Raw genomic sequence first — 13,091 nt, 5'->3', positions numbered from 1 at the left:
TATGAAATTAACTTCTAAACTATTTATAGTAGGTCTGCTGGCAACGTGCATTGCCTGTAAAGACGGTTATATAGATGATATCCAACCTGCTCCTGCGGGAGTGGATAAGACACCTCCTGAAGTAACTATCAATTTTCCCAAAGAGGAACCTTTGACATGGGTACCCGATGAGGTGATGTCCATCAATATCGATTTTAACGTAGTGGATGATATTGAAATCCAGGACATCATCGTGACCCTGGACGGCGAAGGCATCGGAAGCTATTCGGATTTTAAGGATTACAGAAAAACCGCTGTAAAGCTCCCCTATGACAACATCACCAATGGCACCCACACCCTGACCGTTACAGCCAATGACATTTCAGGAAAAACCACCAGCAGCACGGTGGAGTTTGTAAAACCTGAAAATTATGTACCGCTGTATGAAGGCGAGATTTTCTATATGCCATTTGATGACCAATATTTGGAATTGGTCAGTGTAAGTGAAGCCACTGCAGTGGGAGATCCTGGCTTTGCAGGTGAGAGTGCCTCAGGTGCCAATGCTTATGCGGGTGCGACTGACTCCTATTTGACCTTTCCTACGACAGATTTGACCAATGATGAATTCAGTGCATCTCTATGGTACAAGGTGGACGCGGATCCCGACCGTGCAGGTATCTTGGTCATGGGACCACCAGACGAGGCAAACCCAGATTCACAAAACAACCGCACTGCCGGCTTCAGGCTCTTCAGGGAAGCAGCAGGAACCAACCAGCGTATCAAGCTGAATGTGGGCAATGGAAACGGTGAAAACTGGTTTGATGGAGGTACTGCTGCCGACATTAATCCCGGTAACGGAGAATGGGTACATATAGCGATCTCCATTGCTGCTACGGAATGTGCTGTCTACATTAACGGTGAACCTGTAAGCCAAGGCACCTTCCCTGGTATTTCTTGGGAAGGATGTGACATCATGTCCATAGGTTCCGGAGCACCGCGCTTCTCAGGATGGGGACACTTGTCTGACAACAGCTATATTGATGAACTGCGTATCTTCAATAAAGCCCTGTCGCAGACTGAAGTACAGACGATTTTGGACAACGAACAGCCGTAATATTTTATATACAGGAGGGTTTCCACAGTGAAACTCTCCTTCATTCTCCGTTGATTTTCACACAAACTAACCCCACTATAAATGGCTTTTGACAACGTAAATAGTCATACCAAAGCCATCAAAATTATTTCCCATTTCCCAATAATGCCCAAAATGATGAGATCATTCCTTATTCTCTTATTTTTTCTATGCATGGTTTCCTGTAAAAAGGATGACGAGACGGTGATGTCAATGGAACTTACCGGTGCCTATATTGGAGACACCTCCCTTGACCCTGATGACATTACTGAAAATGTCGCTATTGACCGATCCATAAGCCTATCTTTTTCCCACCCTGTCAGCGAGGCATCCATTGCTTCGGCCATTTCGCTTAGCCAAGACAATACACCAGTGAATTTTTCAACCAATCTACTTTCCGGCAATAAAACACTTACCATCACCATGGTCGGAACACTTGAAACAAGTACTGCCTACCATCTTGAAATCAGCAATGCCCTTACTGCTACCAATGGCACTACCTTTTCAGGCGCAGACTTTAGGTTCGAAACCTTAAGGGGAAACTTGGAGCTAAGCAAAGCCATCCTTTCGTCAAGCGACACCACCAGAACTGGCAAGATCCAACAAGTGCCAGTAAATTTCCAGGTGGTTTTGTCCTTTAACCATCCCGTGAACAGAACTACTTTGCAAGAAGCGGTTACCTTGACTGGCCCTGCCGCACCCCCCTTGCAATATGAATGGAGCGACAATGACCAAACCGTCACGGTCAGTACTACCGCTCCCCTCTCCCATCTGACATCCTATGCCTTTAGGATTTCGGACAAATTACAAGGGATCAATGGGGAACGTTTTGGTGGAACGAGGAATGAATTTTATACCGAAATTGATGAAACGCCCAAATTTCCTATGCTATCCGACGAAGCCTTGCTCACTAAGGTCCAAGAGCAGACATTTCGATATTTTTGGGACTTTGCACACCCTACCAGCGGCCTGGCCAGGGAGCGGAACACTTCCGGCAATACGGTGACCACTGGCGGTTCGGGATTTGGCGTGATGGCCTTGATTGTTGGAGTGGAGAGGGGCTTTATTACCCGACAAGAGGCCCTTGCCAGATGGGCCAAGATCGTAGACTTTCTGGCAGCTGCCGACCGCTTTCATGGTGCCTGGCCACACTGGCTAAATGGCGAGACCGGCAAGACCATTCCTTTCAGCACTAAAGACAACGGTGGGGACTTGGTAGAAACAGCCTTTATGATCCAGGGACTATTGACCGTGAGGTCCTTTCTGAACCATCAAAACCCGACCGAAAATGAGCTGATCAATAAAATCACCCAACTTTGGGAATCCGTCGAATGGGACTGGTACACCAGAGATGGGAGCCATGTCCTTTATTGGCATTGGTCCCCAAATTATAACTGGGAAATGAACCTTCCCATCCGAGGATACAATGAAAGCCTCATTGTTTATGTCCTGGCCGCTGCTTCTCCCACTTACCCCATCGATAAAGATGTCTACGAAGCTGGATGGGCAAGGAATGGCGAGATCCAAAATGGCAACAGCTATTTCCAACAACAACTTCCTTTGGGCAATGAATATGGTGGGCCTTTGTTCTTTGCGCACTATTCTTTCTTGGGATTGGATCCGAGAAACCTTTCCGATCAATTCGCCAACTATTGGGAACAAAACCAAGCGCATAGCCTGATTAACCAAGCTTATTGCCTTCAAAATCCAAAAGGCTTCATAGGCTATTCAGACGAAGTATGGGGACTCACTGCCAGCGACAGCCACAACGGCTACAGTGCCCATTCTCCCACCAATGACCTGGGCGTCATCACACCTACGGCTGCCCTATCCTCTTTCCCCTACACCCCTGATGCATCCATGAATGCCCTTCGGTTTTTCTACTATAAACTGGGGGATAAAACATGGGGACAATATGGGTTTTATGATGCTTTTAACATTACTGAAAACTGGTACGCAGATACTTACCTGGCCATCGACCAAGGCCCAATCATCCTAATGATCGAAAATCACCGAACGGGATTGCTTTGGGATTTATTTATGGAAGACCAACAGGTAAAGGGCGGTTTGGATCGGCTGGGGTTCAGTTATTGACCAAACTGTTATATGAATAGCAATTAAACAAAACGACCAACAATTAGTGAATTGAGAAGAATACAAAAAAACACCACTATGAAAAAATATATCCTCATCATACTGGCCATTGGATGCTTCATAATGGCCTTTAAACCCTCGGGCAAAACCCCTGAACCAAATGCCCAAGATCCTTATATCCAAAAGGCAGATTCTGTTCTGGCACTGATGACTTTGGAAGAAAAAATCGGTCAGCTGAACTTACCTGCCGCTGGTGATTTCACTACTGGCCAAGCCTCAAGTTCCAATATTGCCGAGAAGATAAAAGCTGGAAAAGTGGGCGGTCTTTTCAACATCAAAACCGTCCAAAAGATCCGGGACGTGCAGCAGGTAGCCGTGGAAGAAAGCCGCTTGGGCATCCCGCTTCTATTTGGCATGGACGTGATCCATGGCTACGAAACCATTTTCCCCATTCCCCTTGGCCTATCATGCACATGGGACATGGACCTGATCAAAAAATCCGCTCAGCTCGCCGCCAAAGAAGCCAGTGCCGATGGGATCAACTGGACCTTTTCCCCAATGACAGACATTTCGCGCGAGCCTCGCTGGGGCCGTGTATCTGAAGGAAGTGGCGAAGACCCTTACCTTGGTGCACAGATAGCCAAAGCCATGGTAAAAGGCTACCAAGGTAATGACCTGAGTTTGAATAACACGCTCATGGCCTGTGTCAAACACTTTGCACTCTACGGAGCACCGGAAGCAGGCAGGGATTATAATACCGTAGACATGAGTCGTCAGCGTATGTACAATGAGTACTTCCCTCCCTACAAAGCCGCTGTAGATGCAGGTGTGGGCACGGTGATGACGGCTTTCAATGAAGTGGAAGGCATCCCGGCCAGTGCCAACAAATGGCTGATGACTGATTTGCTACGTGATGAATGGGGATTTGATGGCTTCGTGGTGACCGATTATACCGCCATCAATGAAATGACCGCACATGGAATCGGAGACCTCAAGACGGTTTCCGCCAAAGCACTAAAGGCAGGTGTGGACATGGACATGGTGGGTGAAGGCTTCCTGACCACCTTAAAATCTTCCCTTGAAGAAGGCTCTATTACCGAAGCACAAATTAACGAAGCTTGCCGGAGAATTTTGGTGGCCAAGTTTAAACTCGGGCTATTTGAAGATCCTTATCGCTATTGTGACATCGAAAGGTCCGAAACAGAAATATTCAATACTGAAAACAGGCAGATTTCCCGGGAAATAGCTGCCCAATCTTTTGTTCTGATGAAAAACGAGGGACGGGTATTGCCCTTGGAAAAAACGGGAACAATAGCCCTTATCGGGCCAATGGCAGACAATGCCGAAAATATGACCGGAACATGGAGTGTGGCCGGTAGGTTCAAAGAATCCATTTCCCTCAAGCAGGGCATCCAAAATGCGGTCGGAAACAAAGTAAAAATCATCGAGGCCCGTGGTGCCAACGTCGTGGCCGATTCCCTATTGGAGTCCAGGGTGAGCGTTTTTGGCAAACCTACATACCGGGACAACAGGTCTGAGGAGGAATTGATCAAGGAAGCAGTAGAAGCGGCAAAAGGAGCTGATGTCATCGTTGCGGCCATGGGTGAATCCGCAGAAATGAGCGGCGAATCATCCAGCCGAAGCACCATCGAATTGCCAGCCAACCAACGTCGCCTGTTGAAGGCATTGGCCAAAACAGGGAAACCCATCGTGATGGTGCTGTTTACCGGTCGTCCGTTGGCCATCAACTGGGAGGCGGATAACATCCCTTCCATCCTTAATGTGTGGTTTGGTGGCAGTGAAGCGGGAGATGCCATCGCCGATGTGTTGTTCGGGAAAGTAAACCCTTCGGGCAAACTGACCATGACCTTTCCTCAAAATACGGGACAAATCCCTATTTATTATAACCACAAAAACACCGGACGTCCACTACCAGAAGGCCAATGGTTCCAAAAATTCCGCTCCAACTACCTGGATGTATCCAATGAGCCACTATTTCCATTTGGCTATGGACTGAGCTATACGGAATTTGAATATGGAAACTTAAAACTAAGCACAGATCAGCTAAATGGCGACCAAACCCTCACAGCCAGCATTTCCCTGAGCAATACCGGAAAATACGACGGCAAAGAAGTGGTGCAGCTGTATGTAAGGGACCTGGTGGGCAGCATGACCCGACCTGTTAAGGAGCTCAAAGGTTTCCAGAAGATATTTCTTAAAGCGGGAGAGACCAAAGAAGTCTCATTCGAACTGAGCCAAGAAGATCTCAAATTCTATAACCACAGCTTGGACTTTGTATTCGAGCCCGGGGAATTTGAAATTATGATTGGCACCAATTCCAGTGAAGTAAGTACACAAAAGGTCAATTGGGAAGATTGAAAAGTTTAGTGAACTTAAAATTGTAAGATTGGAAGATTAATGGATCGTTAAATGACAGAATTGAAGGACTGTACAATCGATTAGTGATAAGCTGAATCATTCCTCATTTTAGCTCAAGAAGACCTATAACCTCATTAATTATGCTTAAACGAAGTTTATTTTTATTGGCTTCTGTCTTGCTGTCCTGCATTCAGGCATTTGGCCAGTCAGAAAAACCCAATATTGTCTTTATCCTTTCGGATGATCACCGATATGATTTCATGGGGTTTACCGGGGCAGTGCCTGGGCTAAAAACCCCCAACATGGACCGAATAGCCGCTGAAGGAGCCCACATGAACAACGCGTTTGTGAGTACTTCCCTTTGTTCTCCAAGCCGGGCATCTATCCTTACCGGACAGTACGCCCATACCCACACGATCGTGGACAATCAGGCTCCGTTACCGGATGATTTGACCTTTTTCCCGCAGTATTTACAGGAGATGGGCTATAAAACAGGCTTTTTTGGTAAGTGGCACATGGGAAACACCGATGATATGCCACAGCCAGGTTTTGACCAATGGGTAAGCTTTCGCGGTCAGGGCACCTATTATAATCCCGTTTTCAACATCAACGGCGAACGTGTGCCACAACCAGAAGGCAGCTATACGTCTGATCTGCTGACCAATGAGGCACTGAATTGGCTAAACAGCCTTGGGGATGAAGAGCCTTTTATGCTTTATCTATCCCACAAGGCCGTTCACTCCGAATTCCAACCTGCCAAAAGGCACGAAGGTATGTACGATACTTTGCCTATTATAACACCTCCTTCCATGTACCTGACGGCTACGGACAGCAGTGAATTTTACGGAGATATCATTCGCGCACCAGAAACCAAGGTAAACTACAAAGACATTCCGGACTGGGTAAGGAAACAACGTTACAGCTGGCATGGAGTAGATTACATGTACCATGGCCAACTCCCCTTTAATGTTTTCTATAAAAGCTACCTGGAAACCCTCATGGCCTTGGACGAAAGTATCGGCCGGGTGATGGACTGGCTCGAAGAAGAAGGACTGGAGAAAAACACCATTGTGGTTTATATGGGTGACAATGGTTTTTCCTTTGGAGAGCATGGCCTGATCGATAAACGACATGCTTATGAGGAATCCATGAAAGTGCCCTTGTTGGTGAAATACCCCGAGATGGTAAAGCCGGGAATCACCATTGACAAAATGGTCATGAACATTGACATCGCTCCCACTTTACTGGAAGTGGCCGGAATGAGCGGCGCTCCCGAGCAGATGCAAGGAAAATCCTTCGTTCCACTTCTGGAGCAAAAGGAGGTGGACTGGCGCGAGAAAGTGTTTTATGAATATTATTGGGAAATGGCCTACCCTTCCACACCTACGGTATTTGCCGTGAGGACAGATCAGTACAAGTACATCTTTAACCAAGGTGTCTGGGATATAAACGAACTCTACGACATCCAAAAAGACCCTTACGAGATGAACAACCTGATCAGAGATCCCGAATACAGGGATTTGAGTAAGCAACTTAGAAACGAAGTCTGGGACTGGCTGGAAAACACTGACGGGACCCAAATCCCATTAAAGCCCATCCGTCATCCCAAGCTCGACCACCGATTCCAACAGACGTATTAATGGAATTTTGAAATTGTAAGAATTGGAAAATTGTAAAATTTCTCTAAAAACCTTTAAACTCACCGCAAGCATGTATTGGGCTAGGGGGTGAAAACCGAAAATGAAAAATCACAAAAACTATCTCATCCTGCTTCTCCTGCCAATGCTTTTCATTGGTACGCACAAGCTGATGGCGCAGGATAAATCCCCATTTGAAAAGCGGGTATTTGTCAACCATAAAGGGGACTCTCTCCTTTACCGTATTCTTTATCCTGAAAACTACGGAAACGGCAAAAAGTACCCCATGGTGCTTTTTCTCCATGGTGCCGGTGAACGGGGAAGTGACAATGAAAAGCAGCTCTCCCATGGTGCTGATCTCTTCCTGTCTCCTGAAAACAGAGCGCAATTTCCGGCAATTATAGTTTTTCCGCAGTGTCCAGAGGACAAATACTGGATTGACATCAGCATCCGCAAGGAACTTTTTGGCAAAGGTAACCCCGATTTTAGCCAATCTGTGGAGAACCCCTCTGAACAGCTTGATCTGGTCAACGAACTGACCAAAAAGCTGATCAAAAAAGAACGGATAGATAAAAAACGCCTTTACGTCATGGGACTGTCCATGGGTGGATTTGGCACGTTCGAGACGCTGGGACGATGGCCAAAGAAGTATGCTGCTGCCATCGCCATTTGTGGCGGCGGCAATCTTTCGCTTGCCAAAAAATATGCACACCACACTTCCTTGTGGATCACGCATGGGGGCAAGGATGATATCGTCCCCCCAGTCCTCTCTCAGCGTGTTTACAAGATACTCAAAGAAGAAGGGGCTGACGTAAAGTACAGCTTTTACCCTGAAGCCAATCACAATGCCTGGGATCCGACTTTTGCCGAGCCGGATTTATTGCCCTGGCTATTTTCAAAACACAAATAACTGCAAATCATCATGAATATTCTCTTCAAAAACCCTATACCTCTCCTATTGGCCATCTTGGCCTTTTGGGGATGTACGCAGGAGAAAACGACTACTAAAAGTCCTGTCAAAGCAACTGGATACCCTCGCCATGTGGAACTTACCTGGCCTTCTCAAGAAGGGGTAAATGAATATGAAGTCTGGGTAAGCTCTGCAAATAATGATTTTAGCAAAAGGGCCACGGTAAAAGACACCATGTACATGGATTTTGTCAATGACCTGGGCAATAACCTAGAACTAAACTACCGTATAACTACTATTGACCCAACTGGTGAGAACAATGAAATTGGCAGCACTAAAGTCCTGACCAAAGACTTGACCGATGAACAGCTGATCAATATGGTACAGTATTATACCTTCAGGTATTTTTGGGAGGGGGCAGAGCCTCATTCAGGCATGGCCAGGGAAAGGATACACTTGGATGGCGACTACCCTCAAAACGACCAAAATGTAGTCACTACCGGGGGAACGGGCTTTGGTATATATGGTTTACTGGCAGGCATCGACCGTGGGTGGATCACGCGTGAAGAAGGAGCTGCCCGATTTGAAAAAATGGTCGATTTCCTAGAGCAGGCGGATCGCTTTCATGGCGTATGGCCCCACTGGCTACATGGCGAAACAGGCAAAGTCAAAGCATTCAGCAAGAAGGACGATGGCGGAGATTTGGTGGAGTCTGCCTTTTTGATGCAAGGACTGCTAGCGGTAAGGGAATATTATAAAAACGGCTCGGAAAAGGAAAAAGCCATTGCCCAAAAAATCGACCAATTATGGAGGGAGATGGAATGGGATTGGTACACCCAAGGTGGCCAGGACGCGCTTTATTGGCACTGGTCTCCCAACTACGGCTGGGACATGAACTTCCCTCTCGAAGGCTACAACGAATGCCTGATCACCTATATTCTCGCTGCCGCCTCTCCCACACACACCGTTCCGGCAAGTGTTTACCATAAAGGCTGGGCTCGAAGTGGCGATATCAATACGGATGTAGAGGCCTACGGGCATAAACTGAAACTAAAACACAATGGCGCCGAAAAAATGGGCGGACCGCTCTTCTGGGCACACTATTCTTACCATGGCCTCAATCCAAAAGGCCTGGAAGACCGCTATGCCAACTACTGGCAGGAAAACAAAAACCATACACTGATCAACCGTGCCTGGTGCATCGAAAACAAGGATGGCTTCAAAGGCTATGGCGAAGACCTCTGGGGCTTGACGGCCAGCTATTCGGTCAATGGCTATGCTGGCCACCGACCAGGACACGACCTGGGCGTGATCACTCCCACTGCCGCGCTTTCATCCATGCCGTATACACCACAGGAATCCCTCAAGGTGCTAAAAAACCTCTATTTCAACTATGGGGAAAAAGTATTTGGTCGCTATGGTTTCTATGATGCATTAAGCCCTGAAGCTGGTTATTATCCAAAAAGATACCTGGCCATCGATCAAGGCCCTATCGTGGCAATGATCGAAAACCACCGTTCTGGACTCGGATGGGAACTCTTTATGGGCGCTCCAGAAATCCAGGAAGGGCTTAAAAAACTGGACTTTACGAGCAATCCCTAAGGTGAGGAATAAGATTTCAGACATGAGATTTGAGGCAGTTGTACCGAGGGCTGTGCCCCGGTACGATTAGCTTTGAGTTTACTTTTCGAAATGCCAGGGCACGGCCCTCGTCATATCTCTGAATTACGTGTGACAAGTTTTTTCAGGTTATGACAAAGTAAATTTTCGCTATTCGGCATTTACGCTGCCTAACCAAAAGTATTGGGGATTTGCAATCCCTTAATTCCATATTGCATTAAAACCGCCTATTAAACCTATGCCCCCAGAGCGCTGTTTTGCTCTAGGGGCTTTTTTTGGCTTGTCTATTTTTTAACCATCACTTATTGCTCAGCCCAATTGCCTGATCACCAAAAAACCCGTATCCACAGTCAGTTCAGTTCCGTGGACATAAGAGACTGAAGGCTAAGCAAGAAAGGACTCTGCCGCTTCTCCAAATCGCTTGAAAGGAATGGTACATAGGGGAGCAAAAGGGAAGTACAAAACCCGAAAATTATGTTCTTTGACATTCAGGTAAAAGATTTTAGCCATCCGCTGTAAACGATGGTTAAAAGGATCTGAAGCATTTTACCAGTATGGATAATCTATACCAATTATTATTTAAAGACCTTTGGCCGCTCTTTCCTATTCGCCATGGCCACGACCTTGTCAATGCGTCTCTGACGGGTCTCTGGTCGTTTGGCCATGACAATCCAATGCAATGCCATTTTTTTGGTGGATTTACTCCATTCTGAAAAAGTCACTTTCGATCCTGGATAGTGTGAAAAGGCAACTTGAAGATCTTCGGGAATGACCAATGCTTCTACTTCATCTAACATGCTCCATGCTCCATTTCGCTTGGCCGTTTCGATAGCCTCTACCCCGGCCTTCCGCATACGTCCCTGATCCATTAACTGCTTGACTTTTTCCTTGTTGATTCGGGACCAAGTGCTGGTAGCTTTCCTTTTGCAAAAAAACTGCCGGTAACTTTCATTACTGATGGATTTTCTTTTTCCGTCTATCCAGCCAAAACACAGGGCTTCCTCCACCGCCTCTTCCCATGAAAGAGAAGCCTTTTTACTCACCTTCTTGTATTGAACAAGCCAAACAGCGTCCTGTATTTGGTGATTGTCCTCTAGCCATTGACGCCAATCCTTGCGGCCACTGGGGCAAAATGTTGCGATAGATGCTTCCTTCATAATTCACGTTCCATTTTCCGCTAATTTACTGCCCAAGAATGACAACCCTATGTCAGCATCATCCATCTTAACTAAATCCACTATCGCCCTGTCTTTAAAAAAAAGAATTGATTCTGTAAACGGGATGTTCTATCCCATTAAAAAAACCGGGAACATAATAGGCTGCAAAACCCTTTCATAAGAGCGAAGGCTTTTCTTCAAACACTACTCCTTCTTCCCCTTCAAAAAAGCATAGATGGCCATGGCGTGACCATGCCCCAGCCCAAATTCACTTTTTAGCCAATCGGTGATTTGGGTGGCTTTTACACCTGTTTTGATGGTGTCGCCTTCGATGAATTTTTTCTCTTCGGCCAGGCCTTTAAAATCCTCCGGAGATTTGCCCGTTTTGGCCTGGACATTATCGAGATACGCTTGAAATGACATGGATTTGACTGTTTTTTATAATTGCTTGAATTTTCAGTGATTTTATAACGGCCAACTCTTTCATGTTGTTGTTGGCCGCACAAATTTCATAAGTTTAAATTTCCGCAAATTCATGACAATTCACCAGGTATAAAAACGACTATTCAACTGGTCAATCCCGTCAACATCACCATCCCATTCATTATCTGAGTTATTTGCCATAGGCCCGGCTGTCACCAAACATAACATGCCATTAACATCCAATTAACCTTAAAAAGGTACTTTTGAGCGTTAGCAAGGAATTCCGGCTGTATTGCCTATGGCAAGGAATAAAATTCATAGGGAGAATGGAGCGCACCTTTTTATCATTTTAACTGCAAAATATTATGGGGATCATGTTGACTGTAGTCATATTACAGGCCTTAACCAGCGGGTTACTGATTTACCTGAACAAACGTTACAAGGGAGAAGACCTCTACCTTAGCCTTCTCTTTGGGCTTATAGCAGTACATGTTACGTACAAAGCCCTTATCTATTGGCTAGTCGATAATATGGAGGTTTTTGACAAGTTGCATGGCTGCTTTTCCTTATTGTACGGCCCGTTGCTATATTTTTATGTACAATCTATCCGAAACAGATCGATTCCTTCTGCTCAAATCATCGCCCATTCTTCCCCTTTTTTTGTTGGCTTTGGGCTTAATATTATAATGATCATCCTTCTAATGGCCCAAAACACTCCTAAACTGATCATGGAGCTTTATCATCAAGGTGTGATCATCGCTGTATTTCTTTCCTTTTCTGCATATAGCATCTATTCACTTTATCTGCTCCATCACACTCCCGCTACAGGTTCCATTTACAAGCAAAAGGCCACCATTGCCAGGCTCATTGCCTCCTGTAACCTCTTACTATCATTTTTGGTGCTATTTGGCTGGACGATGCTGATATGGGACATTCAGTTTCCTGTCACCACCCGCTATGTCTATTATTTCCTAATGTTGGGACTTTTCTATAGCATCATCCATATTCGCACAAGGATGTTGCTTCCTGCCAAACCAAGTGAATATGCGATTCCGAAAATCTCCATACAGCCCCAGGAAAAGTACAGAAACTCCAGGATTTCCGAGGAAGAACTGGCCAACATACTGAATCAAATCAACTTGGTATTTCAACGTAAAAAGTCATTCCTCAATCCTGATTTCAATCTGGATCAACTGGCCAATGAACTGGGTACTTCCAAGCTCAAAATCACCCAGGCACTCAATATCCACTTAGGCCAAAACTTCTACCAATTCGTCAATTCTGCACGGATCGAAGAATCCAAAAACCTCCTCCAACAGCCCAATGAAGACAACCTTACCGTAGTCGGCTATGAAAGTGGTTTTAAATCAAAGTCCACTTTTTACAAATACTTCAAAGAAGCCACGGGATGCAGTCCCAGCGACTACAAAAAGTCCCTGAAAATCAACGCATAAACTTTACCTGAGCATTTTTCAGGCACTCGCCCAAGCCCTATTCCTCGGCCATCGAAGGAAATAAGGTAAACTCCTAATTATTGCCGTTAACACCATATCTGCGAAATTATCGTCCAGGCAATCCCATGATAAGTCAGCACCAAAATAGCTACTCTTTCTGTTCTGTCTTGACGGAAAAGCAGTCTCTTTTTCCCTATTGAGCATTGATTCCAGCATGAGGGAACAGGATGCCTTGGGCTCATTAGAAAAACACCTCACCCATCTATTAAAATCCACTTCAATATTGTGAACAAAACACCCTTAAAT

The 13,091-nt window shown here is 45.8% G+C and carries 10 protein-coding genes; 7 read left to right on the top strand and 3 right to left on the bottom strand.

From position 1 onward, the window contains the following. The first annotated feature begins 1 nt into the window (after window position 1). The 6 genes from FKX85_RS11890 (at window position 2) to FKX85_RS11865 (ending at window position 9,733) form a co-directional block, all read left to right on the top strand. Window positions 2–1,093 (top strand): LamG domain-containing protein, encoded by a 1,092-nt coding sequence (locus FKX85_RS11890; protein WP_141614939.1) that lies wholly within the window; start codon window positions 2–4, stop codon window positions 1,091–1,093. A 153-nt stretch (window positions 1,094–1,246) separates the two neighbouring features. Beyond that, the gene (locus FKX85_RS11885) at window positions 1,247–3,205 is read left to right on the top strand and encodes a glucoamylase family protein (RefSeq protein ID WP_229239602.1); all 1,959 of its coding nucleotides are present in this window, start codon (window positions 1,247–1,249) and stop codon (window positions 3,203–3,205) included. A 78-nt stretch (window positions 3,206–3,283) separates the two neighbouring features. After that, window positions 3,284–5,584: a beta-glucosidase BglX gene (bglX, locus tag FKX85_RS11880; RefSeq protein WP_141614938.1), complete on the top strand. Its 2,301-nt coding sequence runs from the start codon at window positions 3,284–3,286 to the stop codon at window positions 5,582–5,584. A gap of 140 nt (window positions 5,585–5,724) precedes the next feature. Next, window positions 5,725–7,224, top strand: coding sequence for a sulfatase family protein (locus FKX85_RS11875; RefSeq protein ID WP_141614937.1), 1,500 nt, complete (start codon window positions 5,725–5,727; stop codon window positions 7,222–7,224). 100 nt (window positions 7,225–7,324) lie between these two features. Further along, on the top strand, window positions 7,325–8,131 hold the full coding sequence (locus FKX85_RS11870) for a carboxylesterase family protein (protein WP_141614936.1): 807 nt from the start codon (window positions 7,325–7,327) through the stop codon (window positions 8,129–8,131). 12 nt (window positions 8,132–8,143) lie between these two features. Beyond that, window positions 8,144–9,733, top strand: a complete 1,590-nt coding sequence (locus tag FKX85_RS11865; protein WP_210416848.1) for a glucoamylase family protein — start codon at window positions 8,144–8,146, stop codon at window positions 9,731–9,733. 402 nt (window positions 9,734–10,135) lie between these two features. On the opposite strand, the gene FKX85_RS21775 is transcribed toward FKX85_RS11865, so the two are convergent. The 3 genes from FKX85_RS21775 to FKX85_RS11855 all read right to left on the bottom strand — a co-directional run bounded on the left by FKX85_RS21775 (window position 10,136) and on the right by FKX85_RS11855 (window position 11,331). After that, window positions 10,136–10,261, bottom strand: coding sequence for a hypothetical protein (locus tag FKX85_RS21775; RefSeq protein ID WP_262711610.1), 126 nt, complete (start codon window positions 10,259–10,261; stop codon window positions 10,136–10,138). A gap of 65 nt (window positions 10,262–10,326) precedes the next feature. Continuing rightward, window positions 10,327–10,908 (bottom strand): YdeI/OmpD-associated family protein, encoded by a 582-nt coding sequence (locus tag FKX85_RS11860; RefSeq protein WP_141614935.1) that lies wholly within the window; start codon window positions 10,906–10,908, stop codon window positions 10,327–10,329. Window positions 10,909–11,112: 204 nt separating this feature from the next. Further along, complete coding sequence (locus FKX85_RS11855) at window positions 11,113–11,331, bottom strand: DUF4287 domain-containing protein (protein WP_141614934.1); 219 nt, start codon at window positions 11,329–11,331, stop codon at window positions 11,113–11,115. Between the two features lie 365 nt (window positions 11,332–11,696). Between FKX85_RS11855 and FKX85_RS11850 the strand changes: the two genes are divergently transcribed. After that, window positions 11,697–12,785 (top strand): helix-turn-helix domain-containing protein, encoded by a 1,089-nt coding sequence (locus FKX85_RS11850; protein WP_141614933.1) that lies wholly within the window; start codon window positions 11,697–11,699, stop codon window positions 12,783–12,785. Window positions 12,786–13,091: the final 306 nt, after the last annotated feature.

Origin of the sequence: Echinicola soli, from assembly GCF_006575665.1 — a bacterium.
In the GTDB taxonomy this organism is placed as follows: Bacteria; Bacteroidota; Bacteroidia; order Cytophagales; family Cyclobacteriaceae; genus Echinicola; species Echinicola soli.
The sequence above is the reverse complement of the archived record's forward strand: the minus strand, read 5'-3'. Positions and strand labels throughout refer to the sequence as shown.